Here is a 26,597-nt window from a genome sequence, read left to right on the forward strand (position 1 = left end):
TGAGGGGAGAGCCGAGGCGGTGAGGTGGGCTTTAATCGCGAAAGTTCTACTTTCCGATATATCCTGCCTCGTCTTTCGCCTCAACCGCAAACGCTGAACAAAAGCATCAGTCGTGCTGTGTTCTTCTGTGCGATTACGTGATTGTCACTCTGCGCGTTTGCGAGATTACGTAACTACCATTCTGCGCTTCTGCGCTTCTGCGCTTCTGCGGGATCACACAATTGCGCTCGTGCGCGCCTGTGTGGGTACGCGAATACGCTCATACCGTGTTGCGTGTTTGCGGGTCTGTTCGTTTGCGCGTTTGCGCGTTCGTGGGCATGCGCCATTGCGGCTGTGCGCTTGTACGGCTGTGCCGTGTTGCGCGCCTGCGTCTACGTCTATGCGCGCCTTGATATCGGCGTAGGCGCGGTGGGTCGGGAGCGTCGTCTCGAAGGAAACCGTCGACGCTCTCTCGAATGGCAATGATAGGCATGGTGTTCGCCGACACGCCGTCCGGATCTCGATGAGGTGGGCGTAGATTGGTAACTCGTCAGCACCGAGTTCCGTCTGGAGCGGATCGGCGAGGACCGAACGGCGGCTCCAAGCCTCGTCTCCTCCTTCACCACAACTCGCATCGGATGCCGTAGCGGCGGCATGTCGCGAATGTGCAAGAGCGCGCAAACCGCCGATCGCATCTCGGCCAAAAGTTCTTCTCGTCAGGCCAGCACCGGCCGTCGTCAACCGAAGCGAGAAAGTTGAGCGTTCATGTGGATGATCCTCACGGCCGCTATGATCCTTCCGATGCCGATCAGGGGTAGCGCTTGTTCAACATCCACACCAAGAGCAATTTCCAACGTCTACTCGGTCTATGCCTCTCAGATTGATACCGGACGGTGACAGGCGAGGATCTGCTCGGCGCTACAATGCGAGCGTCCATGGGGTACTTCACTTTCGAGCCGAACAATCACCAGGGTGACCCCCGCATAATCATGTTCGAGCCTTTCGGCTCCGGCACACAGCAACGGATCCGCAACGTAACCCTGTGCGTCACGTCCGACATCGACGTCGGCGAGGTTGAATACTGGTCGATCTGACGTAAGACGCACCATGACGGGAGGTGGTGCGATGGGCCCAACCCTAGCCCAGACCCCAAACGAACGATGCTATGCTATTTGCGAAGTCTCGTCCTGGGACGACGAGGGGCACGACGCGATTGCATGTTCCGAACATCGTGAGTCTTGAACGTGATTGACAAGGGCATTCTTGAACGCTGCTCGTTGTTCGCCACGCTGAGTGCCGACGGGCTCCGAGAGCTTGCTCGCGTATCCACGCTGAGTAATGTGGTCCACCCGGGAGACGTCCTGTTCGAGATCGGCGATCCCAGCGACGCGCTCTTCGTCGTCACGCGACCGCGGCGTGGCCAAGGCGACGACGCCCCCCTCGCTCGTTTCGAGTTCGGTGCGACCGCTGGCAAGTTCATCCGCGCTGACCATGTTGGCGAGTTCGGCGTCATCGGCGACGTCGAATTGCTTCTGGCCGGGATCGGCCCCAATCTCCCACGTCGTTGTACCAGGGCCGTCGCCGTCACGCCTCTCGTGGTGATGAGGCTGCCGGCGCAGACCGTCGCCACCCTCAGCGAGAGCGAGCACCGTTTCCGCCGCCTCCTGGTTCGCGAAGGCGCCCGACGTCTGCTGGACGCGATGCAGGTCCAAGTCCGCCGTCGCGAGGTCGGCGCCGAAATCGCCCTGGCGGCGCTGCTCACCGAGGCCGCCGCGACGCAGGGTACATTTCACGGCAACCGAGTCGAATTCGCCCGCAAGATCACCCAGGACGAGTTGGCGAGCGAGCTGGCGGTCAGCCGCCGGACCATCGCCATGCACCTCAGCGAATGGGCCCGCGCCGGCCTCGTCACGACGAGCCCGCTCGTAGTGCTGGATTTCAATCGCCTCCGCTTGCTTGCGAATCTGCAAGACGTCGCGCCGGCCGATGTGCATCAGGACGTCGTCGGCGAGATCGACCATTTGCTCGACGCAGGTGACCTCCTGCGGGCACGCACACTGGCACTCAGCTTCGCCTCGCATCTCCTCGATGCGCCGACCTTGGTGTTTCGCGCAGCACTCACCGCGGCCCGTCTAGGTGCCACCGGCGAGGCCGCTGCGCTGCTCGAACGCCACGGCTTCGGACCGGGTGTCACGGCCGCCGCCGTATCGCACCTCGTGCGCGCTGGGATCCATCGACTGAACGCCACCGACGCATGGGATGACCTCGACGACATCCGGCCGTCGACGGCGTTGGAACGCCAGCTCGCGACTGACATTGCCGCCCTTCTCGGCCGGCTGGAGAAAGACGGCTGCCGCCATGCCGCCACGCTGCAGGAAACGCAAGACCACGCGTCACGCGCCGCAGCGGCCTATGCCATCGCGCACGACATCGCCCGTTCCCCCTTTGCCGCGGTCAATAGAGCAGCCATGACGCTTCTCGCCGGCGACAAGTCGACGGCGACGCAGCTCGCCCGTCCGTACCTGGAGGATCGCTCGCTGGCACCGTCCTATTGGTCTGCCGCGACCGCCGCGGAGGCCCTCCTCATTACCAACGAGACAGAGGCCGCCCGTTGCCAGTTCCGAGCAGCGTCCTTGCTCCCGGACGCCACGGACGGCGCGCGGGCTTCGACGCGGCGCCAGCTTCGCCTGCTCGCTCCGGCGCTCGCGATGGATCCCGACGCGCTGGTGACGTTTATGCCGATCTCCCGCCCGGCGGTTGGGGTCGGGCACATGATCCGCGCGACGGACGCCGACGCAGCCCCCCGTGCCGACACCGCCGAACGTATCGCCAAAGGGGTCGAGGTCGCCTTCCAGACACACAACGTGGGGTCGCTGTATGTGTCGCTTGCCTGCGGCGCCGACATCGTACTGGCCGAAGCCGCGCTTGCCCGTGGTGCGGAGCTGCATGTGGTCATGCCGTTTTCGATCGCCGACTTTCGCGCCGCGTCAGTCGCCATCGGGGATGCAGACGGAGAGGAGGGCTGGAACAACCGTTTCGATGCATGTCTGGCGAAGGCGGCGACGATCACGATCCTATGCCCGGGCGACGTGCCACGCCTCGGCCAGGATTGGTACTATCGACAGACTTTCCGCCATTGTGCTGGCCGAGCGCTGGAACGAGCCGGCCATCTCGACACGGAACCCCTTCTGGTATCGGTCTCCGGGGGCGGCGACCGCAGTACGATCGCAAGCACTTCATCCGGAATGTCCGAATGGGCGGCCCACGGCCTGGAGACCGTCGTCGTCGAATTTCCACTGACGCGGCCGAAGCCGGCCGGGCCGACCGCCGGTCTGACAGTATCGGGCGCCGCTGTCGTCTTTCTCTACCCCATCAACGACCTCGATAGAGGTGCGAAGGACAGGTTTTCGGACACGCTGGCGGTACGGTTTGGTGACGCTCTCCTGGTTCGCGCGCTCAAGAGTCGACGAACGGCCTACGCCATTATCGCGGATACGGTGGCCGAGGTGCGTTCTGTTGTAGAGAGAGCCCGCAAGTGTGCCGCGACAAGCGGTGTGGCGTTGCGGATCATCTGTGACCACGGTGGCATACGCCGGGGGGAGGGGACGATCGCTCACGACCATCTCACTCGGCTCACCGGGGCGACGGACGTGCCGGGTGCACCACCCGATATTACACTCGCGACGGCCACCTACGCGATGGAGGCGACATTCAGCGATCGCAAGGGGCAAACGCTCGTCCCGGTCGGTGCGCGCAGCGACATGTATGCCCTGAGCTGGCTCTGAAGCGGCCCCGTACGCCCCTTCGGAACGCCTCGCGGCGTCCTCTTTCTCGGTTTTCATTCTGAAAATCATGAGGCATAACAACCTATGGTCTCGAATTGACAACCGATCATTTTTTGACTTGGCCGGTTTCACCCCTCAGTATTTTTCCGATGCGACGCGTGTTCTTTGTTCCTTCGGGATTGGACGTAAATGTTTGTCCGGCTATCCCTTTGCCTCGGCCTTCTTGTTGGCCTTGCCGGCCCCGTTCATTCCCAGGAGCCCTCCGAATCAGACTATCTGGCGACGGTTCTCATGCGTCCATCGGATCCGGAGGTGTCGTTTCAATACGCCAGCGCTGCCGCCCGAAACGGAAATATCCGCGGTGCGATTGTCGCGTTGGAGCGTATTCTCTTTCTGTTCCCGGATCTCGACAACATCAAGCTTGAGCTCGGCGTCCTCTATTTCCGCACCGGTCAGGACGTTCTAGCGCAGCGCATGATCGCCGAGGCCCTCGAGAATCCGGACGCACCTGCGGCGGTAAAGGCGCGCGCGGCCGAGATCCTCGCCGCGGCTGACCGGAACCAGAGGCGGTTGATCGCGTCGGGTTACATATCTGCCGGTATCGGCGCCGACAGCAACGCCAATTTCGGTCCGGGCGACGGGGCGACCAGCGCCAGCGGCACGATTGACCCCTCGGCGACCGGGCGAGGCGACATGTCCTTTATCGGCAGTGGCGGATTCAGTCTGCGCTACGACCTTGGGACGCAGGCTGGTCACGCCCTGACTGCCAGCGCAGGGTTCTACTCGCGGCGCTACGTTCAGCTGAACGATTTCGATATGGACGTCCTAACCGGAGCGGTGGGCGTCGATTTCCGGCTGGACCGGATCTTCGGCGGGCCCAGCGTGCTTCAGGTCCGCGCCGACGTCATCCAGCTCTGGCGCGACTACGAATCCTATGTGACCGAGATCGGGCCGTCGGTGCGCCTCACGGTGCCGGCCGGTGCGCGCACGGCCCTCAGCCTCGGGGGCTTCGCCCACTATCAGGACTTCCACGCCACCGGCCTCGTCCCCGCCAACAACATTCGCGACGGCTCGCTCCTCGGCCTGAGCGGCGGCGTGAACTATCGCTTCACCGAGCGCACCAGCGGCGGGTTCATCGTGACTGGCCTTCGCAAACAGGCCGACGCGGCGTTCGAAGCCTTCGGGGAAGTGGCCGCCGGCCTCGTCGGTCAGCATCTCTTCCTGTCGCCCTTCGGCCAGCCGCAGCCGTGGGCGCTGCAGGCCGACGCCACGGCGGCGCTGCGCGCCTATGACAGCCCCGACCGCGCCATCGACCCGACCGAGACGCAGGAGGACGTGCGTCTGCGCCTCGGTGTGGCGCTCAACGTGCCGCTGGGCGATCATGTCGAGCTGACCGCTCAATCGGGGCTGGAGAGCAATATGTCGAACTACGAAATCGACAGCTACGACAACGTCTTCGGCTTGCTCCTTCTCTCGGCTCGCTTCTGACACCCCGCGCTGTCATGAGGTCTACAATGCGCCCCATCGCTCTCGCTGCGCTTCTCGTGTGTGCCCTCGGCGCCGCCCCTCCGGACGCGGGCGCAACGCAGCAGGGCTTCACCGTGCGCCAGCTCAACTACGCTGACGGCACCCGGCGGACCTTCCGCGCCGCACCGCGGGAGACCGTCGAGATCCTCTTTCGCGACGGGGCGTCCGTCGTGCTCGGCCCCGGCGCTGCGGCCACGGTCCGCAGCGGCGCAAGCGGCAGCGTTGCGGTGGCGGTCGACGCCGGGATTGTGCGCATCGCCGGCGGTGCCACGAACCGGACCGTGCCCGTCGCGATCCAGACCCGCGATGCCGCCTTCGCGCTGACGGACGGCACCGCGATCGTCGACGTCTCGTCGGCCGGCACGCGGGCGCATCTGTTCAACGGGGCCGCGCTGGTCGTCTCGAAGAACGGGGTGACGAAAACCCTCTACCGGCCCGGTTTCCAGATCGTCGCGGACGCGGACCGGCTCATGGGTCCCCGCCGCATGGCGCGCAGCCTCCTGCTCGACGATCTCTTCCGGCTCAGTCCGGGGCTCCGCGACGAGGCCGGGCGACACCACGCGACGACCCTCGTCGGCCAGATGCGCCTGGTCCCCGCGATGGGCGCGGGCGGCGGCGGTCACTCGGCCCTCGTCGTGTGTGCCGGCTCCGAGGACGGCGGGGACGCATCGGTCTCCTGCGTCGACGCTCAGCGGGACGAGGCGGAGGACGATGCCGAGCTTCAGGTGGCGCTGGCCGCCCCCGCCGCCGCCCTCACCGATCTCGGCGGCGCGTCGGTCTCCACGGTCGGTCTGCCGCTCACGATCCAGGCCAACAGCTACTTCGCGTCGATCCTCAACCAGCTGTCCCGGCAGGTCGTGGAAACCCCGGACGGCGGGAGCCCACCGCCGACGGACACCATTGCCGGTGCGCTCGACGTCGTCGCGCCGTACCCCGGCACGGAGCTGACGCGCAACACCGTCGACGATCTCCTCGCCCGCACGCGGCCGGACCTGCAGGCCCCGTACACCGGCCCGCCGATCCCCGATATCGTCGGGTTCGCCAGCGGGCTGAGCGCCACGATCAGTGGCGGCGAGGCGGCGACCTACGCCCTTCTCTCGACGGCCGACGCGACGCGATCCAATTTCGCCTTCTTCAACGCCAACCCGCTGACGCGCGGCTTCGAGGCGTCGATCGAGTTCGAAGAGTTCTCCCAGTCCATCACCCAGCAGGACGACAGCGTCTTCGAAAGCGCCGCCGTCTTCGCCGGGTCCAGCGAGGGGCGCCCCTCGCTGGAGGTGACGTCGGGACCCGCGCTCGCGGCGGAGGCGCAGCGCACCGGCGGCTCCACCCCCAACCCGGCGCCGCGCGAGTACGAGCACCTGCGGTGGGGCACCTTCATCGGCTTAGAGCGCAGCGAGGAGAACGGGACGACCGTCGAACGGGGCTACTCCGGAAGCTTCGCCGCCGGTCAGCCGCTGAGCGACGAGGAGGTCGCCGTGGTCAATCAGGCGCGGCGCAATACGACCGCGACGGTGACCTACGATGGCCACGTGATCGGCGACGTGCTCGACGGTGACGTGGTGCGCGGCAACGTCGTCGGCACGTATTCCGACAACTTCGACTTCGCCGCGCGGGAAGGCCGGGTCACGGTCGACTTCGACCGGCGGACCTACACGGGGCGGAGCCGCGGCTTCCCGAACTACGACGCGACCCTGCGCGGGACGGGGTCGGAGGGCATCACCGGCCGTGCGCAGGGCCACTTCGTCGGGCCTCTGGTCAGCGCGACGAGCGCGCGGCTCGATACGCCGGCCGGCATCGTCGGGGGCTTCAGCCTGTCCTCGCCCGATACGGCGGCCCGCCGCTACCGTGCGAGGGGAACGTTCGCGGCCGAAGTGCAACGGCGCTGAGGAGGGTCGCGCCGGCCCGCAGTCCGGGCGCGAGGAGCGCCGGTTGCCGCCGCGGGCCGCGATGGCCTTATCAGCGGTGCTTCATTGGGACATAAAGGAAGCCGATGTGGCTTGCGGGATCGCTCAGGCGCACCGCTCCAGAGAGGCTCCACCACTGCATTGCGAAGGCCGCGACGGCGATGGCGTATACCCCAGGCTACGAGTACGACGTTTTCGTCAGTTATGCGTCCGTCGACGACTTCAATCTCATCGACGACGGTGACGGCTGGATCACGGAACTCGTCGAGCTTCTGGACAGAATGATCCGCAGCCGCCTCGGTGGCGGCGACAACCTCAACATCTACTTCGACCGTCATCGGCTTGCGAGCAATCACGGGCTCTCGACCCTGCTCGATGCCGTGCGCCAGTCGGCGACGTTCTTCGCCGTGGCGTCCAGCGCCTACAATCAACGCGAGTGGACGCAGCGGGAGATCGCCGAATTCTGCGAGCAACCGGACTACACCAACCGGCTCTTCGCGATCGAATACCTGCCGCTCCTGCCCGGCGAGCGCTACCAGTCGATCCTCGAGACGCGAAAGCGGCTCGCCTTCTGGGAGCGTGACAGCGCCTTCAACGTCGAACAGACGCTCGTCCGCGGCTCGGCTACGTACCGGGCGCGCTGCACCCAGGTGGCCCAGCAGATCGCGACGCAGCTCTTCGCCATGCGCTTCGGCAGCGCCGCCCCGTCGCCCGGCGCGCCGGAGCGCGATCCGGCGACGCAACTCACCCGGCCGTCAGCCGCCCTCACGCCCGCGGCGGCCGCGACCCCCGCGGTGACGGCGCCGCATGCGCAGGCCGTTCGCCTCGTCGTGGGGCAGACCGCCGCCGACATGGAAGACGATGCCGAACGCCTCAAGGCCTTCTTCGCGGACCTCGGCTACGACGTCACCTACCTGTCGGAGATCCGCCAGGGCGGGGCGGACTTCAAGGCCGACGCCACCGAGGCGATGGCGGGCGCGACGCTCTTCGTCCTGCCGATCGGCACCCATCCCGGCCGGCGACCGAAGGACCTGCCGGACGGCTACTACGCCGCCCAGCTCGATGTCGCGCGCGACACCGCCACCCCCACGATGGTCTGGCGGCGGCCCGACGTCTCGGGCGCGAACGCCCCGGTGCCGAAGCACGGCGCGCTCATCGACGACGATACCGTGATCGCGGCCACCTATCCGGGTTTCGTGAACCAGGTCCGGTATCTGCTGGAGGCGGCCGCTCGGGCGATATCGGCCGCCGGCAAGCCCACCTCGGGCTATATCTTCATCAACGCGGACCAGTTGGACCGGGCGGCGGCCGAGCACTTGCAGGACGTCTTCGTGACGATCGGACAGGACACCGCCGTTCCGATCTACGACGCCTCGCCGCACGAGCTGCGGGAGGATCTAATCGAGCGCCTGTGCGACTGCGACACGCTGCTTCTTCTCTACGGCGAGGTCGGCCTGCGGTGGGTGCGTGCGCAGCTGTCGATGCTGAGCAAGATGCGCCCGCACATGAGCGCGCGGATCAAGGCGGTCTGCATCGGCCCGCCCGCGGGCAAGTCCAGCAACCTCGGTTTCCGCTCGCCTGACCTTCAGATCCTCGACCTCAACCCGGACTGGCAGCACAGTCCGATCCTGGATCTCGTGAACAGGTCTTCATGACCAGCCCGGACCGGCTCCCGTATCCGGGCCTGCGTGCATATTCCCACGACGAGATCGACCTTTTCTTCGGCCGGGAGCGTTCGACCGACGCCATGGTCGAACGCCTGGCGGCGACGCGCTTCCTGGCGGTCCTCGGACCGTCGGGGAGTGGGAAGTCGTCCCTCGTGCGCACGGGGCTCCTCGACGCGCTCGACCTCGGCCTCTACGCGGCGGTCGGGTCCGACTGGCGCGTGGCTGACTTCTCGCCCGGCGTGTCGCCGCTCACCAACCTGGCCCGCGCCGTCGTCCACTCCGGCGACGCGCCGGCGGACGCGTTCGACGTCGAGGCTCTTCTCGCCGAGGTCGAGCACAGCCCGTTCGGCCTCATCCGGTGGGCCAACGGGGGCCACCTGCGCCGTGGCCAGAACCTACTCCTCCTCGTCGACCAGTTCGAGGAGCTGTTTCGCTACAGCGACTATAGTGCGCGCGAGGAGGCGGAGGCCTTCGTCAACCTCCTGCTGGAGAGCGTGACCAGCGACGCGCCCATCCATGTGGTCCTGACGATGCGGTCCGAGTTCCTCGGGGCCTGCGCGCTGCTGCCGGAGCTCGCCGAACGCATCAACCAGAGCCTCTACCTGATCGGGCGCATGTCGCGCGAAGAGTGTCGCGCGGCGATCGAGGGGCCGGCGGGGGTGCTGGGGTTCGACGTCGAGCCGGCGCTGGTCAGCCGGCTCCTGAACGATCTCGCCGCCTTCGCCCCCTGGGATGCGAAGGAAGAGGTCTCGCAACTGGAGCACCTCTCCCGCCAGGCCGACCAGCTTCCCCTGATGCAGCACGTCCTCAACTGGCTGTGGATGCGCCGGCCGGAGGGCGAGGCGCCGATCACGCTGACGCTTGCCGGCTACCAGGAGATCGGCGGCGTGCGCGGGGCGCTCGACCAGCACGGCGAGAAGATCCTGGCCGATCTCGGCGAAAGGCCGGACGGCGACTGGATCCCCGTCGTGGAGCCGCTCATGCGCGGCCTCGTGACGGGGACCAGCCTCGCGAGTGCCGTCCGCCGGCCGGCGCGGCTCGACGAGCTCGTCGCCCTCACGGGCCGCACCGAGGACGAGTTGCGCACCGTCATCGAGGCGATGCGGGCGCCGCACTGCAGCTTCCTGCGCCCGGATCCCTCCGTGCCGCTCGACGGAGCCACGGTCGTCGACATCACCCACGAGAGCCTGGTCCGCCAGTGGTCCCGGCTCGCCGAGTGGCATCGGGCCGAGACGCTCGACGGGGAGCGATGGCGCCAGCTCGCGGCCGAGGCCGAGGCCCATGCCGCCGGGACGGCCGATCTCCTGTCGGAGACGAACCTTGCCGCCGCCTCGGAGTGGCTCGACCGAGTGCGGCCGACGGCCCCCTGGGCGGAACGTCACGGCGGGCAGTTCGCGACGGTCCACGCGTTCCTCCAGGCGAGCCGGGAGGCCATCGCCGCCGCGCACGAGGAGGAGCGGAAGCGACGGCGCCGGATGCGGCGACTGCGCGACGGTTTGGTCGCGACGCTCACCGTGCTTCTGGTGGTGGTGACGGGAGCCTCGGTCTGGCTCTACCGGGCCAACCGGGAGAAGGATCGCCTGAACGACGCGTTGTTCGACACGAATGCCCGCCTGACGGCGATCAATCGGACGCTCGGCGACTTCAAGACGCGATCGGTCGCCCTCGTGACCGACTTCGCCACGACCATGGCCGAGGCGCAGGATGCGGCGGTCCTCGGGTTCAGCCGCTACGAGGAGCGGCTCTCCAACCTCATCGCGCCGTTCCAGGCCTACACGCTGACGCAGGCCTCCGACCGCCTGACGCCGGCCCAGATCCTGCACTTCCGACTGACCTACGGGCAGACGCTGGAGCGTCTGGGCGCGGACGAGCGGTCCGTGGACGTCATCGCCGAGGCCTTCGAGCTGGCGCGCGAGGAGGCGGCGCCGGGGCGGGGCGACCACGGCCCCGACTTTCTGGTGCCCTTCTTCGAAGTCGTCACGGCCCATGCCTGGAACCGGATGAACGCCGGAGACTATGCGGGCGCCGATTCCGCGCTCGGCCTCTCCGAGCAGGTCCTCGCCGGCCTCGGACGGGAGGTGACCGAGGCGGCGCTTGCCAACGCCGTCGCGCGTGCGACCTTCGCCCGATCGCGCTGGCTCGACGAGGCGGCGGACGGTGACCCGAGCGCGGCGTTTGCCGCGCTGCGTCGCGTCGTCGCGTTCGAGGACCGCGCCCTCGCCGCCGATCCTGAAAACCAGGTCTTCCGTACCCGTGCGATGACATATCGGCGCAACCTTGCCGATCGCGCCCGGCTGGCCGCCGACGCCCTGCCGGCGGACGATCCGCAGCGCAGCGAGCTTCGCCGCGTGGCCGCGAGCGCCGAGGACACCCTGTGCCGCGAGGCGGACGACCTCGTCGAGACGGTGCCGCTGATTGCGGCCAACATCGGCGCGACCTTCGCCCACTGCACCGTCGTCGAAACGCGCCGGCTGACGGTGGACGGGGACATCGCGCGGGCGCGCGCGGCGCTCGACCGCGCCGTCGCGCTCTTCGACATGCTCCTCGCATCCGATCCGGACCTCGCCCCGCTCCAGTTCGCCAAGCTCCAGCTCCTCCAGCAGCGCGTCGCCGTCGAACGCTCCACGAGCGGCTCCGAGACCGCCGCGGCCGAGGCCGGCGGAGCGCTCGCCGACCACTGGTTGACGCTGTTCGGCGAGGGCAGCCGGCTCACCGCCGACGTCTTCCGCTTTGAGCAGGCGCTCCGCTCGATCGTCGACGCCCTGTCCGGCGAGGAGACGAGCGCTGCGCAGCGCATGACCTTCTACCGCGCGGCGCTCGATGCCTTGAGCCGCAACCTCGCGGCGACGCCGGACGGCCCGTCCCTCCGCCGGATGGACGCGATGGTCGCCGCCCAGCTCGCCGCCGTGCTCCGCGCTGAGGATGCCGGCGAGAGCGAGCGACTGGCGCTCCACCAGCGCGTGGTCGCCGATCAAGAGACCCTCGGAACCTTCCAGCCGGGAGACGCGCCGTCGGAGGGGGTGGCGGATGCGTGCGAGGCGTATGCCGGGATGGTGCGGCTGCACGCTCGCGCTAGGCGGGTCGATGCCGCGCGAGGGGTGCTGGCGACCATGGCCTCGCGCTGCGAGCCGGTTCTGGCGCGGTTCCCCTGGGACGTTCGACTGCGCCGGGCGGTGGACGATGCCCGGACGGAGGTGGGCGCCTTGCTGTTCGAACGCGGGCGCTACGCCGAGGCGAGACCCGAGCTGGAGGCGGCAAGCCGCGCCGGAGAGAGCGTCGCGACCCGGTTCCTGGCGCAGATGGCCCGTCTCGGCCTCGGCGTGCCGCGTGACGAGGACCGCGCGGCGAGGCTCGACGCACTGGCGAGGCGCCAGCGTGTCGTCCATCTGTCGATCCCCGTATCGGTCGCGGGTCTGGTCTACGATGTCGACGTCGACCTCCATCAACGACCGGACGACTTCCCGTATCGCGGGATCGGCGACCACGTCGTCTGGCTCGAGACCTTCCGTGGCGCCGAGGTCGTGGGCGACGTCGCGTCCCGTCTCGAAGCGGTCGATCGTCACGCGCGCGAGCGGGGCGTGTCCTTCCCCGCCATGGCGCGCGCGCTGGCGCAGTCCGACGAGGCGCGTTCCGGGCCGCCGCCCGAAGCGGGCGAGACCGAGGCGCCGACGGAAGGGCCGACCATCGACGCGGCTCGAGCGGCCGCCCGGTCCGGCGACTTCGAGGAGAGCCTCGGCCTGCTCGATGCGGCGCGCCGGCGTGGCGGGGCGGCGCACGAGGAGACGCGGGCGGCCCTCGTCACCGCCTATGGCAGCCTCTCCGGCCTCGCGATCCGCTCGGACGCCTCGCGCCTTGCGCTGACCGCGGCCGAGGCGGCGCTGGCGCTCGATCCCGAGCAGACGTGGATCGAGGTCAACCGCGCCGTGGCCCTGATGCGTCTCGGCGACGTCGAAGCGGCGCGCGAGATCTTCATGCGGCATCGGGGGGCGCTGCTCCTTGGAGGGGCGCTTCTGTGGGACCGGGCCGTTCTCGACGAGTTTTCCGACCTGCGGGCACGCGGCATCGAGATGCCGCCGATGGCGGACATCACGGCCCTGTTCGGCGAGACCCTGACCGAGACGGACGACGCGCCGCCGCCACGGCCCTGAGAGCGGGCCGGGGCGGTGCACAGGGCCCGCGGTTGCGCCGCCGGGATGTCGTAAGTACCACGTTCAAAACGTTGTTTTCTTGCGTGGATTTTGGAGGAGCGGCCAGATGGCAACTTTGGGAAGCGTCGCAAATCGTCTGGTCAGCGGGTATTGGTCGCTCACGGACGAGACGACGCGCTGGTTCCAGGAAGACCGCCTCGAGTACAACATCACCGGCTACCGCGTCGGCAACCAGGTCGATCGCAACGGCCTTCTCCCCGCCCACCAGACGCAAGTCCAGAACGTCATGTCGTATTACGACACGCTGTTCGAGGGCATCACGTTCCAGCAGACGACTTCGTCGAACGTCCGCACGACGGATCTGTTCTTCGGCGATTCGCGGGGGAGCGCCGAGGCGTCCACGCTGCCGCGGCTGAAGGGCGACAGCGTCCTCTATGCCTTCACGAACGTCCCGCGCAACTTCAGCCAGACGCTCGACAAAGAGCCGGGGCGTGGCGCGACCTTGTCCGACTACGACATGTATCACTACCAGACGTTCCTGCATGAGATCTTGCACGTTCTCGGCCTCGGCGACACCCACGTGGCCGGCCGGCCCGGCGCCCGGCTCGACAACGACAGCTGGCACGTGTCGATCATGTCGTACGTCGACCAGCTCCAGAATGCGGCGCATGCCGACGGGGCCTCGCGTCTCTACCTGCTGACCCCGCGGCAGGCCGACTTCCTGGCGCTCGAGCGGCACTACGACCTCAGCGGCGCGTTCGACGGGCCCACCGTCTACGGCCGCACAGCCAGCAACGGCGATCTGCCCTGGCCGCTGGACAATATGGCCACGCTGCTCTCCGAAGCCGCCTTCACGATCTACGACGCCGGGGGACGAGATCATCTGAAGTTCGACTATGCGCTCCCCTATCAGCAGCGGATCGATCTCACGATCGTCCGGGGCACGATGGCGGACACGCACGCCTCCGACATCGCCGGGCAGAGAGGCAACCTAACGCTCGCGGTCGGCACCGTCATCGAGCACGCCACCGGGGGCGCCGGGCGCGACACGATCATCGGCAACAGGGTGGCCAACCGCCTCGTCGGCAACGCCGGCGACGATGCGCTCTTCGGCAAGAGCGGCAACGACAGGCTTCTCGGGGGCGACGGAAGCGACACACTGAGGGGTGGGCCGGGCGACGACACGCTCGTCGGGGGTGCCGATCGCGACTTCCTGTTCGGCGGCATCGGCGACGACCGGCTCGTCGGCCAGCGCGGCGACGACAGCCTGCTGGGCAGCAATGGCGACGACACGCTGTTCGGCAATCACGGCGACGACACGCTCGTCGGCGGCTTCGGGGACGATCGCGTGATCGGCGGCCGGCAGGACGATTCCATGTTCGGCGATCTCCAGGACTTCCTCCTCAAAGGCAAGCTGTCGCGGGCCGAGATCCGCCAACGGTCCGGCGACGACTGGATGGATGGCGGCGGCGGCAACGATACGATCGACGGCGGTGCCGGCGATGACACGCTGATCGGCGGGCGCGGCGACGACAGCCTGATCGGTGGCCTCGGCGCGGACTGCCTCGTCGGCGGGATCGGCGACGACTGGATCGAGGGCGGGACGGGGGCCGACGTGTTGTTCGGCGGCAGCGGCGACGACGCCCTCGACGGCGGCCGCAACGCCGACACGCTCTACGCCGGCGAGGGGAACGACGTCCTTCGCGGCGGCCTCGGCCCCGATACGATCTATCTCGGCGAGGGGATCGACCGCGTCGTCCTCGGGCTCGCCGGCATCGACGTCGTCTACGGCTTCGTCAACGGCGAGGATCGTCTCGATCTGACCGATGTGGATGCCGATCCGCAGAGCGACAAGTTCGAAGAATTCACCTTCATCGGTCGGTCGGAGATCATCCGCATCGGCCAGCTCGCGTACCGGATCGACCTGGGGGATCCGCAGACGGGCGGCCCCGTCGTCACCATCGTCGGCAACACCGACCGCGACCCTTCGACCGCGGAAGTCGAAGTCCGCCTGATCGGGCTGGACACGTTCGACGAAGACGCATTCATCTTCGCCTAGTGGATTGATTCCAACGTTTGGATCCCTCGGCCGCGTGCGGCGATGATGGCATCGGGATCGGCGCGCCAGACGAAGGGCTTTGCCTCACCCTCGTTGTGTTCGGCCACGTAGCGGTTGATGGCGGCCTGCAGATCGCAGACCGAGCGGAAGACGCCGTGCTTCAGGCGGCGCCGGGTGAGCTTGGCGAAAAAGCCCTCGACGGCGTTCAGCCATGACGACGATGTCGGCGTGAAGTGGAAGGTCCAGCGCGGGTCGCCAAGCGCCGCGGCAACAAGCGCGCGATGGTGACGCTCGCCCGCCGCATCGCGGTCGTGCTCCACCGCATGTGGCGAGACGGCACGACATTCCAGCCACACGCCGCGCCGACAGCAAAGTGACCGACTAACCGCACGACCCGCTGCCTGCCCGGGCGCGGGCCTCCGAGGTCCCCGAGGGACGTGGTTCCGATTATGCCGCGAGTCTGACTGTTGCCGCCCCTGCGGGCGAGCACGCAAGTGAGTTGGGCACACCGGAATTGCATCGAACCAGCATCATGTTGGCAGCCACTGCGCTGACCACGGACCGAAGCATGCACCCCGGGAAACTCGATGAGAGGTCGCAGCAAGGGCGGCACAGCGGACTTGATACTCGGAAACACCGCTCTGGCGGACGATGGCGTTTGCCCAAAAACGCTTGACGAATACGGCCCCGTTACCGAAGTCAGGCCCCCCATTGAACGCCGTTTGACAGGGGGGATGTGAAGAGCTGCCCAAACCCGCCGGCGGGTAGGGCGCATCTTCTGGTCATGGACGGATGCAAAGGGCTCCGTCGCGCAAAGGACATGACCATGAATGCGCGCGTTCCTCCATGGCTTATGCCTTCAAGAACCGCAGCGACGTGTGCCGTGGCCTCGTGGGATCGCCTCTCTCCGTGAGGAGCCGCCCGCGCCAAGCTCCGGACGAGATCCTGATCCTCGTCTGCAACGCGTACCTCGCGATCGTCCAGCCGGATGGCTCGATTGAAACCGCTTCCGTCGACCACCCCCCGCACAGAATACGGATTCCGCTATGAGCACTACGAGCGTCTCTGTGGAGGCCACGCGATTTTCTGTCTACCTCTCGATCTTCCGGATCGGCGAAAGCAACCGCACCTTCACGCCGGTATTGAACGGTCTCCGCACGCTAGACGAGGCGCTCGAAGATGCCATCAGGTTTCAAGCACCGCGCCGCTTCACGAAAACGCTGAAGCAACTCTATGAAGCCGAGGGTGGCATGGTCGTCCTCACGAACAAACACAACCTGTTATTCTGCGCCCAGCTAGATGACCCGGGTCACCTTGGCGATAAGTTCCAGCAGGAGAAAGTGAACATCTTAGAACCCGGCGAGCTATTAAGCTGGCATCGCAAGGAGGTCCGGAAGCCCTTCTCGCCCGGACGGATCATCATCACCACGCTGCGGGACATTGCGCAGTCCTTCCGGACCAAGGCCGGCGACGCGACCATCATGCCACCCGAGGCGTGGGAGATGTTGGAGTACCTGATCGAGTTCAAGCCGGTCGATGAGCCGGCGGTTCTGGTCGTAGGCGACACGCTACATGTCATCGGCCGCGTGCGGATTAAGGGGGAGCCGGTTTTCGACCGAGCGGAGGTCCTGGCTGCCGCCGAGGCAGACCGGGACGAGGACACCAACGAACCAGCATAGCAGACCTGTGCATGACGCTGAAAAGCGAACTCGCGACCCATGGGTTCAAGCTGACGTTCTCGCGCGTGAGTGATGCATCTGCCGGGACTGAACAGCTAGCGCATGGGCCGGCGGCCGAGACGAAATGAACCGGTTCGGAAGCGATCGCGGATCAGACGTTGCCTAGCGCTCTGAACGCGCCAACCGGACCCGCCGAAATAAGGTTTTGCGCGTGAACGTTATCAACATTTCCTTCGACGACCTCGCATACTGGATCGGTGCAGCCTCGATCTTCACCGACCAGGTCCATGCACCGAACCTCGCGCGCATCGCCGAGTCGGGCACGTCCTTCACCAATGCCTACACGCCGGTCGCACTATGCAGCCCGGCCAGAACGGCGGCGCTTTCGGGCCAGTCGCCCGTCACCACCGGTGTCTTCACCAACCAGGAGAGCTGGCGCGACGGCGTCACGCCCGAGGATACGCTGCCCGCCAACTTCCTTCAGAACGGCTTCCACGTCGCGTCCTACGGCAAGGTCTTTCACCAGAAGACCATCCCCGCCGACCTCGGCGAGAAGCTCTTCAGCGAGTACACGACGGTGATCGGTTACCGGGGCGGCGATCCGGCTCCGACCGAGATCTCACCGATGCCGGACTCGTTTACCGAAGAGATGGCGGACAACGTCACCGCCGATCACGCCATCGGCTTCCTGCGCAGCTACGATGGCGATGCGCCGTTCATGCTGAACGTCGGCTTCGTCAAGCCGCACAAGACCTTCACGGTGCCGGAGCGGTTCTACGACCTCTACCCCATCGAGGAGATCCGGGTGCCCGGCGAGGGGTCGGAGGATCTGCCGGGCATTCCCGCCGTTGTCCTCGAGGAGCTGAAGTATCAGGGCTGGCACCCCAAGCCGGACACGCCGGAGTCCTGGAAGAAATACGTGCAGGCGTATCTCGCGACCGTCTCCTACGTCGACTGGGAGTTCGGCCGCCTCCTCGATGCCGTGGCAGCGACCGGGCACGACGGCGACACGGCCATCGCCGTGTGGAGCGACCACGGTTACCACCTCGGCGACCGCGACGACCGCTGGGGCAAGTTCACCCTGTGGGAGGAGGCGGCGAAGATCCCGTTCATCTTTTCCGTGCCGGGGGTGACCGGCGGCGAGACCGTGGACCAGGTCGTCAGTCTCCTCGACCTCTACCCGACCCTCCTCGACATCGCCGGGCTCGACATCCCCGCACGCCTCGAAGGCATGAGTCTGGTGCCGTTCCTGACGGACGCCGACCTCAGCCTGGACCGGGCGGTCTTCACCTGGATGGGCGACAGCATCATGATGCGCACGCCGCAGTACAGCTACATCCAGTACTCCGACGGTACCGAAGAGCTTTACGACATGGTGGCCGACCCGGAGCAGAACCACAATCTGGCCGACGAGCCCGCCTACCAGGAAGACCTCGGCGCGCTGTGGCAGCGCTGGTACGATGCCTACGGCCACACCGACCCCGGCCCTGTCGGCGAACGAACCACCATCCGCGGCACGCCGGACGACGACAATCTGACCCTGACGCACGGCGACGATATCGGCCGCGGCTACGACGGCGCCGACACCATCGTGGGGAGAGAGGGCGACGACGAGATAACGGGCGGGGCCGGCCGCGACGTGTTGAGCGGGGCAGAAGGCAATGACACGCTGAAAGGCGGCGCGTGGGCGGACGTCCTGCGCGGCAACGAGGGGGAGGACCTCATCCTCGGCGGCGACCATTTCGACCGCCTCCTCGGCCAGGAAGGGCGTGACACGCTGCTGGGACAGCACGGCAACGACACCATGTTCGGCGGCGAAGGCGCGGACATCATCCTGGGGGGCGCCGGCAACGACAGCGCCATCGGCGGCTCACGTTTCGACACGCTCATGGGCGAGGGTGGCAATGACGTGCTGTTCGGCCGCGAGGGCGCCGACAGCCTCTTCGGCAACGAGGGATCGGACACGCTGAGCGGCGAGGATGGGTCCGACACGCTGGTCGGCGGAGATGGTTCGGATGTCCTCATCGGCGGGACGGGAGCGGACGTCCTGTCGCCCGGAACCGGTCGGGACACGCTGCGCTTCGAAGGCCGCTTCGGCACCGACACGGTCGTCGGCTTCACCACGAGCGATACGCTGATCATCGAGGGTGTCCGGCTCGACGAGATCACCGCGACGACCCGCAGCGAGGGGATACTCCTCACCGTCTCCGGCGCGGCGGAAGGCACCATCATGCTGGAGGGCGTCTTTTCGCTCGACGTCGCCGACGTCATCGCCGGTCTCATCTGAACCTCTTCACACGGGTGAGCGCACGATGGGCGACCCGTCAGGCGCTCACCGGAAGGGAAGGAGCGATCGTTCCGACGGGCTTCATTGTCCTCGACCATGCGCCGGTCGGCGCGAAGCGGGATCTCTTCGCGGGGACGGTTCGCCATATCAAAGCGGCGGACAGTTCAAAGTCACCGGGAGGAGGTCTGTTCGTCCGTCTCGCTGATCCACTCGTCCCGGTCAGCTTCGGCCATCGCCTCGGCCTCAGCCTGGTCAATCCAGGGTTCACCCTCGATCCTCAGACGGCTCAGGACATGAACCGTGTCGTTGAGGACCATCACGGAGGGGGAATTGAGGGGGCGGAACTCCAGAAGGCATTCCAGCATCTCCCAGGCCTCGGCAGGCAAGACAGCCCCACCGGTACGTGTCCTGAAAGCCTTGGCAAAATCACTCAAGGTGGTTGGCACGGCCTGGGACGGTGCGTACGGATTCCCGATCCCGATCGAATACCAAAGCAGCCTCTCGCCCGGCTCAATGACGTTCACGGTCTCCTGCTGGAAGTGGTCCCCCAGATGGCCAGGGTCATCCAGCTGGGCGCAGAACGTCAAACCCTCTTTGCTCTTGTACACGACCATGCCCCCGTCCTCGTCGTAAAGCTTTTGAAGGATCTTCGAGAACCGTCGTGGCGCATTGTATGTGTCCGCAATGGCTAATGCCTCAAGCAAAGTAGCCACGGTTTGCTTGATGGGTTCAAATGAATTCAAACGCTTCTCCTCGCGAAATATTGAGACGTATACGGAAAATCTGGGTGGGGCACTGCTCTGTGCTGCGGAGGTGGCGTTGTTCGGCACGAAGTCTCCAATGCATCGTTCTGGGCGAATCCTCGCACATGTTCCCATTTTAATAATTTTAGGCCCATAGAGCGACAGCGCACTGAGGCTTAGGGCCTAGAGCTTATGGCCAGTACCTCACAGTTGGGGCGAGGGCGCTGGTCGCCAAGCGGTCGTATTGGCTAGCTGTGAGATCTCGGCAGGTCGTTCACCTGCACCTGAACCCGACTGGGATCGCAAAACCGATAGTTGAGTCCTGTCGGAATGAACAACCCGTACAGGAATGCTCGCACGGCGGTGCACGGTCGGGCACCGATCGCAGGTCGGCACCCCGGACCATGCCGCTCGCTCTGAGGCATGGCCGGAATAGAGCGCTCGTCGACTTGGTGTGTACCGACAGGTCGATGTCGTTTCGCACGCGTCGGTGCGGCCCCTTCGACGCGCTATGCCTCCGCCAGGGTCGCGTGAAGCCAGCGCCGTAGGATGCGGAATGCAGGGGAATTTCGCCTGTTGTCCGGGTAGACGAAGGCATAGTGGTCGCGCACGGCATGGTCCGGGAACAACGCGACCAGCGTTCCGCCCGCAAGTTCTTCCCGCACCAGCGAATGCCGGGTGATCGAGATGCCCAGTCCCTCGATCGCAGCCGGCAGTTCCAGCCCCGAACTGTCGAAGTCGATGAACCGCGCGGTGGCGAACACCCGGTCGGCGTCATCGCCGAGCCACCGGTGCCAGTTGCGGGTGTATTCGGTCGACCGCAGCAGGACGTGCCGGGCGAGATCCGCCGGCTGGTCGAGCGGCGGTGCCTTGGTGAGGTAGGCAGGGCTGCACACGGGCATCAGGTCGCCCTCGACCAGTCGCTCGTGGCGGTAGCCGCGGGGGACGGTGTAGTCGCCGACGACGATTCCGACATCGAGCCCCTCGGCCACAGCGCCCGGCAGCGCGACCACGAAGCGGACCGATATATCGGGGTGCCGGGCATAAAGGGATCCGAGCACGGGGACGATCCGCTTCTGCAGGAACATCCGCGGGCAACTCACCTGCAGAGGCCGCTGCCCGCTCGCCGAGGTCAGCCGGTAGGTCGCATCGCGAAGCTGAGCCATCGCCTCGGACACGTCCGCCCAGAGGCTTTCCCCCGCCGGGGTGAAGGTGATGCGGCGGTGCGCGCGCTCGAACAGCCGGCAGTTCACGAACGCCTCGAGATTGCGGATCTGGCGGCTGATTGCCCCCGGCGTGACGTGCAGCTCCTCGGCGGCGCGGGCGATGCTGAGGTGGCGGCCGACGGCCTCGAACACGGGCAGGGACGACATCGGCGGGAGCGCCCCGACCGTGTGCTGTTCCGGACGCTGCTGCGACATGGCGGCCCCTCCTGCCGGATGGGCGTAGCCGATCGTTGAGAAAAACTCAATCGAAGGGCAGAATCGGCATTTCTCTTTCCCGCCGCGTCCTGCTCTTACTCGGGCAAAGCCGCAATCAGAGCGGCTGCCAGGGGGGAAGCATGAGAAAGATCGGCTTGGCGGTCTTGGCCGCCGCCGCTGCGGCACTGACTTCGGTGCCGTCCCATGCCGAGGAGCTGAGGGTCGGCCTTGCCGCCATCGCCACCTCGGTCGATCCGCACTTCCACCGTGCGGGATACAATTTCGACCTGCGCGAGAACGTCTCGGACGCGCTCGCCTACGCCAACGGCGCGACCGGCAAGCTGGAACCCCGGCTCGCCGAAAGCTGGACGCAGCCGAGCGACACCCGGTGGGTCCTGACGCTGCAGCCGGAGGCGAAGTTCGACAACGGCAACGCGCTCGGCGCCGACGACGTCATCTATTCGCTCTGCCGCGTCCGCAACGTGCCGGGCAGCCCCGGGCTCTACACCGGCTTCATCGAGACCGTCGCCAACGTTACCGATCCCGGCGACGGAACGCTGGTGATCGAGACCAAGGGCGCGGACCCCAACCTCCTGCGCAACCTCTCGTATATCGGCATCGTCGAGAATCCGACCGGCGCCGCGCTCACCTACGATGCCACGACCTGCGGCAACGACAACTGGCTCTCGACGGCGGACTTCAACAGCGGCGCCATCTCGCCGGGGATCGGCAACTACCGGGTCGTGCGCTTCACGCCGGACGTCGAGATCGTCCTCGAGCGCAACGAGGGCTATTACGGCGAGCCCGCAGCCTACGACAGGGTGACGGTGAAGGTTCTCCCCGACAACGGCGCCCGGATCGCGGCGCTGCTCGGCGGCGCGGTCGACGTCATCAACGCCGTGCCGATCAACGGGCTCGAGACCATCGAGGCCGCGGACGACCTGCATCTGACCTCGGCGCCGTCGACCCTCCTCATCTTCCTGCTGGCGGACCAGCACGACGGGCCGACGCCGCTCGTGACGGGGACGGACGGCAAGAACCCCTTCCTCGATCCGCGCGTGCGCAAGGCGCTCAACCTCGCGATCAACCGGGACGAGCTGGTCGAGACGGTGATGGGCGGCATGGCGCAGCCGGCGAGCCAGATCATCCTCGAGGGCATCTTCGGCCACAATCCGGACCTGCCGCCCTATCCGTACGACCCGGAACAGGCGCGCGCGCTGCTGGCGGAGGCGGGCTATCCCGACGGCTTCGGCCTCGTCCTCAGCGCGCCGGCCGACCGCTACGTGAACGGCGCGCAGGTCGCCCAGGCGGTGACGGCGATGCTGTCGCAGATCGGCCTTCAGGTCCGGCTCGAGACCTTCCCCAAGAGCGTCTACTTCACCCGCGCCAGCGACTACGAGTTCAGCCTGTACCTGGCCGGCGCCGCGGCGGACACGGGGGAGGGGCTCAGCATCATGCTGAACCTCGCCGCGACGCGCGACAGCGCGAAGGGGTGGGGCGGGGCCAATCGCGGCCGCTACTCCAACCCGGTGACCGACGAGGCGCTCGCCAAGGCGCAGACGACGCTGGACGACGCCGAGCGGGAGGCCCTGATCCAGGCTGCCGCCCGCCAGTCCTACGAGGACAACGGCATCGTGCCGCTCTACCACGAGCTCGGCGTCTGGGGCGTGCGCAACGGCGTCAGCTTCGAGGCCAACAGCAACCTCCTCAACATCTTCTACACCGCCCGGCCGGAATGACGGCCCCGCGGGCCGCCTCGCCGCGGCCCGCCCCTTCCCATCCCCGCGAGTACCCCCATGGCCAGCGAACTCTATTTCAACGTCGGCTCTGCCTTTGACGACCGGGGGCTGGGGGTCGTGTTCGCCCCCGCCGCGGTGATGCAGGCCCTTCTGGACGTGGAGCGCGCCGTCGCGCTGGCACAGGCGGAGCTGGGGCTGATCCCGGCCGACTCGGCCGCCGTCATCGCCGCCAACTGCGATGCGGCCCTGCTCGACCCGGTGCGCCTCCAGCAGGACCACGACACCACGCGCCACCCGCTGATGCCGCTCATCAACGAGCTTGTGCGGCTGTGCGGCGAGCCACACGGCGGCTACGTCCACTGGGGCATCACCACGCAGAACGTCATCCAGACCGGGCTGATGCTGCTCGCCAAGCGGGCGCAGCAGACGATCGACGGCTTCGTCGCCGACATCCTGCACCACCTCGGCCGGCACGCCGTCGCCCATGCCGACACGCTGATGGCCGGGCGGACCCACTATCGCCACGCGGTGCCGATAACCTTCGGATTCAAGGTCGCCGTCTGGATCGAGGAGATGCTCGACTGCGCCGAGCGGCTGCAGACCGCCGGCAACCGCGCCTTCCAGGTGATGAGCGGCGGCGCGGTCGGGTGCTTCTCGGCCATCGGCCCCCAGGGGCCGGCGCTCCAGGCCCGGGTGGCGGACCTCCTCGGGATGGGGGAGATGGCGATCCCCTCGCGCGGCATCCGCACCCGGATGTGCGACTGGGTGAACGCGCTGACGCTGCTCGCCTCGGTCTGCCACAAGATCGCCGAGGAGGTCTATCAGTCCGGCGCCGAGGAGTATGGCGAGCTGCATGAGGGGCGGCTCGCCGGCTCGATCGGCTCCTCCACCATGCCGCAGAAGATCAACCCGATTCTCGGCTACGGCATCATCGAGAACAGCCGCAAGCTCTATGCGCAGGCCGCGATGCTGATGGCCGAGGCACACCGCCCCTTCGAGTCGGACGGCAGCACGAACCTGATGTTCGAGAACGCCATCGCCGCTGTCGTCGGGATGATGGGGCAGCTTCTCGCCCGCACCGAAGGCCTCGTCGGCGGGCTCGTGGTCGACGCCGCCCGGATGCGGAGCAATCTCGACCTCTCGCACGGGGCGATCCACGCCGAGTTCGCGATGATGCGGCTCGGCGAGACGGAGGGGAAGCACCACGGGCACGAGATGGTGCATGAGGTCGCGGTCGCCGCCGCCGAGGGCGGGCCCCCGTTCCTCGAAGGTCTGGCCGAGCTGCCGGGTGGCGCGGAGCTGCGGCGCGAGATCGAGGCACGGATGCGGGGCGAGGCGCCGAACGGCCTCTGCGCCGAGTATGCCCGGCACTTCGGCGCGCTGGCCCTCGCGTTCGACCCTGCCGACTTTCCCCCGCCGCGCCAGCGCCGCGGCCTCGCCGTCGTCGCGGCGGAGGCGGCCGCACCTCTTGCCGGCGCATGACCAGCTTCATCCTCACGCGGCTGGTGCAGAGCGTACTCGTCGTCCTCGCGATGTCGCTCGTCCTGTTCGTCGCCGTCTGGCTGATCGGCAACCCGGTCGACGTCCTCATCTCGAGCGAGGCGAGCGAGGCCGACCGGCTCGCCACCATGAAGGCGCTCGGCCTCGACCTGCCGCTTTGGCAGCAGTACCTCGCCTTCCTGGGCGACGCCGTGCGGGGCGACTGGGGCACCTCCTTCGTCACCAAGGAGCCGGTGGCACAGGTGCTCCTGTCGCGCCTGCCCGCCAGCGTGGAGCTGGCGCTCGTCGCCTTCGTCATCGCGGTGAGCGTCTCGATCCCGGCCGGCCTCTATGCCGGCCTCAAGCCGGAATCGCCGGGCGCCAAGGCGATCATGGGCTTCTCCCTCATCGGCGTCAGCATCCCGACCTTCTGGCAGGGGATGCTGCTGATCGTCGTCTTCGCGCTGGTCCTGCCGATCTTTCCGGTCGGCGACCGGGGTGAGGTCGCCACCCATTTCGGCATCACCACGAGCCTGTGGACCGCCGACGGCTGGAGCCACGTCTTCCTGCCCGCCTTCAGCCTCGCCCTCCTCAAGATGTCGCTGCTGATCCGCGTCACCCGCGCCGCGACGATGGAGGTCGCCTCGCTCGACTACGTGAAGTACGCCTACGCCAAGGGCGTGCGCAGCCGGCGCGTGGTGGGCGTCCACATCCTGCGGACGGCCCTCCTGCCGCTGGTCACGGTCATCGGGATCGAGACCGGCAATCTTCTCGCCTACGGCGTCATCACCGAGACGGTGTTCTCCTGGCCCGGACTCGGCAAGCTCCTGATCAACTCGGTCAAGGTGCTCGACCGACCGATGATCGTGGCGCAGCTCTCGTACACCGCCGTCCTGTTCGTCGCGATCAACTTCATCGTCGACGTGCTCTACACGATGATCGATCCGCGCGTTAAGGCGCTGATCGGCCGGAGCCGCTGATGCGCATGCCCGCACTTCGCGCCGCCTTCGGCCGCTTCGCAGAGAGCCCCGCGGCGATGATCTCGCTCGCGATCACCCTCGTGATGCTGTTCGCCGCGATCTTCGCCCCGCTGCTCGCGCCGACCGATCCCTACGATCTCACCCGACTGCAGCTCGCCGATGCCCTGAAGCCGGTGGGCTCGCGCCAGCTCGGGCCGGCCGAGGAAGCGCGCGTCTCGATCCATGTCGGCGCCGGTCCGGCCGAAGCCACCGGCCCCGGCACGGTGCTGCGCGGCGTCAGCGCCGTGCCGTGCGGGGAGGGCTGCGTCGAGCTCGCGGCCGTGCCGCCGGACGTCGCGCTCGCGAGCCTGCAGATCCGCAACCTGCCCAGGGGCGCCGGGGTCGACCAGGCACGAAAGCACCCGGTGCAGCCGTGGTGGACCGTGACCGCGCCCGCCGGCCCGGTCCGCATCACCGGGCTGACCGGTGCGGCCGACATCCAGGTGATCGCGAAGTCGCTGCCGCAGGAGACCGGGCTCACCTTCTACCTCGGCACCGACGGCTTCGGCCGGGACATGCTCTCGGCGATCCTCTACGGCATCCGCATATCGCTGACGGTCGGCCTCGTCACCGCGGCGACGGCCATGGTCCTCGGCACCGGGCTCGGCCTCGTCGCGGCGTGGCGCGGCGGCGTCGCCGACGCCCTCATCATGCGCGCGGTCGACTTCATGCTGGGCTTCCCGGCGCTGCTCGTCGGCCTCGTCGTGCTGGCGCTCCTCGGCAGCGGTGTCGACAAGGTGATCTTTGCCATCGTCCTCGTGCAGTGGTGCTACTATGCCCGCACGACGCGGTCGGTCGCGCTCGGCGAGCTCGGCAAGGAGTATGTCGAGGCGGCACGCGTGCAGCGGCTGTCGCAGGGGCGCATCCTGCTGCGCCACATCCTGCCGAACTGCCTGCCGCAGATCATCGTCCTCTTCACGCTGAACATCGCCGCCGCGATCGCGCTGGAATCCTCGCTCAGCTTCCTCGGCATCGGCCTGCCGTTGACCAAACCCTCGCTCGGCATGCTGATCGCCAACGGCTACGAGTACATCTTCTCCCACAAATACTGGATCAGCATCTATCCGGGCCTGGTCCTGCTGGTGATGATCGTCGCGCTGAACCTCCTCGGCGACCGTCTGCGCGATCTCAACAACCCCAGGCTGGACCGATGAGGTG

The 26,597-nt window shown here is 67.4% G+C and carries 14 protein-coding genes and 2 pseudogenes; 13 read left to right on the forward strand and 3 right to left on the reverse strand.

Annotation, left to right across the window (positions count from 1 at the left end; translation table 11 throughout):
• The first annotated feature begins 1,223 nt into the window (after positions 1 to 1,223).
• From DLJ53_RS31035 to DLJ53_RS36465, 6 genes are all read left to right on the forward strand, one after another.
• Positions 1,224 to 3,764, forward strand: coding sequence for a Crp/Fnr family transcriptional regulator (locus DLJ53_RS31035; protein WP_162409734.1), 2,541 nt, complete (start codon positions 1,224 to 1,226; stop codon positions 3,762 to 3,764).
• Between the two features lie 312 nt (positions 3,765 to 4,076).
• Complete coding sequence (locus DLJ53_RS31040; RefSeq protein WP_146620152.1) at positions 4,077 to 5,252, forward strand: tetratricopeptide repeat protein; 1,176 nt, start codon at positions 4,077 to 4,079, stop codon at positions 5,250 to 5,252.
• A 26-nt stretch (positions 5,253 to 5,278) separates the two neighbouring features.
• Positions 5,279 to 7,180, forward strand: a complete 1,902-nt coding sequence (locus DLJ53_RS31045; RefSeq protein WP_111352216.1) for a hypothetical protein — start codon at positions 5,279 to 5,281, stop codon at positions 7,178 to 7,180.
• Between the two features lie 179 nt (positions 7,181 to 7,359).
• The gene (locus tag DLJ53_RS31050) at positions 7,360 to 8,853 is read left to right on the forward strand and encodes a TIR domain-containing protein (protein ID WP_111352217.1); all 1,494 of its coding nucleotides are present in this window, start codon (positions 7,360 to 7,362) and stop codon (positions 8,851 to 8,853) included.
• Entirely contained in the window at positions 8,850 to 13,013 is a 4,164-nt protein-coding gene (locus DLJ53_RS31055; protein WP_111352218.1) for an nSTAND1 domain-containing NTPase, read from the forward strand. The genes DLJ53_RS31050 and DLJ53_RS31055 overlap by 4 nt, the downstream gene beginning before the upstream one ends.
• A 106-nt stretch (positions 13,014 to 13,119) precedes the next feature.
• Positions 13,120 to 15,072, forward strand: a complete 1,953-nt coding sequence (locus DLJ53_RS36465; protein WP_111352219.1) for a M10 family metallopeptidase C-terminal domain-containing protein — start codon at positions 13,120 to 13,122, stop codon at positions 15,070 to 15,072.
• Here DLJ53_RS36465 and DLJ53_RS31065 read toward each other — a convergent pair.
• Positions 15,069 to 15,323, reverse strand: a pseudogene (locus tag DLJ53_RS31065) (IS630 family transposase); the annotation flags it as partial. The gene DLJ53_RS36465 and the pseudogene DLJ53_RS31065 sit on opposite strands and share 4 nt — an antisense overlap.
• On the opposite strand from DLJ53_RS31065, the pseudogene DLJ53_RS31070 reads away from it, so the two are divergent.
• From DLJ53_RS31070 to DLJ53_RS31080, 3 genes and pseudogenes are all read left to right on the forward strand, one after another.
• Positions 15,321 to 15,449 (forward strand): annotated as a pseudogene (locus tag DLJ53_RS31070) (IS110 family transposase); the annotation flags it as partial. The pseudogenes DLJ53_RS31065 and DLJ53_RS31070 sit on opposite strands and share 3 nt — an antisense overlap.
• A 669-nt stretch (positions 15,450 to 16,118) precedes the next feature.
• Positions 16,119 to 16,751, forward strand: a complete 633-nt coding sequence (locus DLJ53_RS31075) for a hypothetical protein (protein ID WP_111352220.1) — start codon at positions 16,119 to 16,121, stop codon at positions 16,749 to 16,751.
• Positions 16,752 to 16,962: 211 nt separating this feature from the next.
• Positions 16,963 to 19,038 carry a sulfatase-like hydrolase/transferase gene (locus DLJ53_RS31080; protein WP_162409736.1) on the forward strand — a complete coding sequence of 692 codons (2,076 nt, stop codon included), beginning with the start codon at positions 16,963 to 16,965 and terminating at the stop codon, positions 19,036 to 19,038.
• A gap of 170 nt (positions 19,039 to 19,208) precedes the next feature.
• Here the strand turns inward: DLJ53_RS31080 and DLJ53_RS31085 are convergent, their stop codons facing one another.
• Both DLJ53_RS31085 and DLJ53_RS31090 read right to left on the reverse strand, forming a co-directional pair.
• Positions 19,209 to 19,781 carry a hypothetical protein gene (locus DLJ53_RS31085; protein WP_111352222.1) on the reverse strand — a complete coding sequence of 191 codons (573 nt, stop codon included), beginning with the start codon at positions 19,779 to 19,781 and terminating at the stop codon, positions 19,209 to 19,211.
• Between the two features lie 509 nt (positions 19,782 to 20,290).
• Positions 20,291 to 21,202 carry a LysR substrate-binding domain-containing protein gene (locus tag DLJ53_RS31090; protein WP_111352223.1) on the reverse strand — a complete coding sequence of 304 codons (912 nt, stop codon included), beginning with the start codon at positions 21,200 to 21,202 and terminating at the stop codon, positions 20,291 to 20,293.
• 140 nt (positions 21,203 to 21,342) lie between these two features.
• Here DLJ53_RS31090 and DLJ53_RS31095 point away from each other — a divergent pair, with 140 nt between their 5' ends.
• From DLJ53_RS31095 to DLJ53_RS31110, 4 genes are read left to right on the forward strand one after another with little or no spacing between them, the layout of a single operon-like run.
• Positions 21,343 to 22,941 (forward strand): ABC transporter substrate-binding protein, encoded by a 1,599-nt coding sequence (locus DLJ53_RS31095; protein ID WP_111352224.1) that lies wholly within the window; start codon positions 21,343 to 21,345, stop codon positions 22,939 to 22,941.
• Between the two features lie 57 nt (positions 22,942 to 22,998).
• Complete coding sequence (locus DLJ53_RS31100; protein WP_111352225.1) at positions 22,999 to 24,423, forward strand: lyase family protein; 1,425 nt, start codon at positions 22,999 to 23,001, stop codon at positions 24,421 to 24,423.
• Complete coding sequence (locus tag DLJ53_RS31105; protein ID WP_111352226.1) at positions 24,420 to 25,400, forward strand: ABC transporter permease; 981 nt, start codon at positions 24,420 to 24,422, stop codon at positions 25,398 to 25,400. Before DLJ53_RS31100 ends, DLJ53_RS31105 begins: the two co-directional genes overlap by 4 nt.
• A complete protein-coding gene (locus tag DLJ53_RS31110) occupies positions 25,400 to 26,593 on the forward strand; it encodes an ABC transporter permease (RefSeq protein ID WP_244935201.1) in 1,194 nt (397 codons plus the stop codon). The genes DLJ53_RS31105 and DLJ53_RS31110 overlap by 1 nt, the downstream gene beginning before the upstream one ends.
• Positions 26,594 to 26,597 lie beyond the last annotated feature (4 nt).

Source organism: Acuticoccus sediminis (genome assembly GCF_003258595.1).
Taxonomy (GTDB): Bacteria; Pseudomonadota; Alphaproteobacteria; order Rhizobiales; family Amorphaceae; genus Acuticoccus; species Acuticoccus sediminis.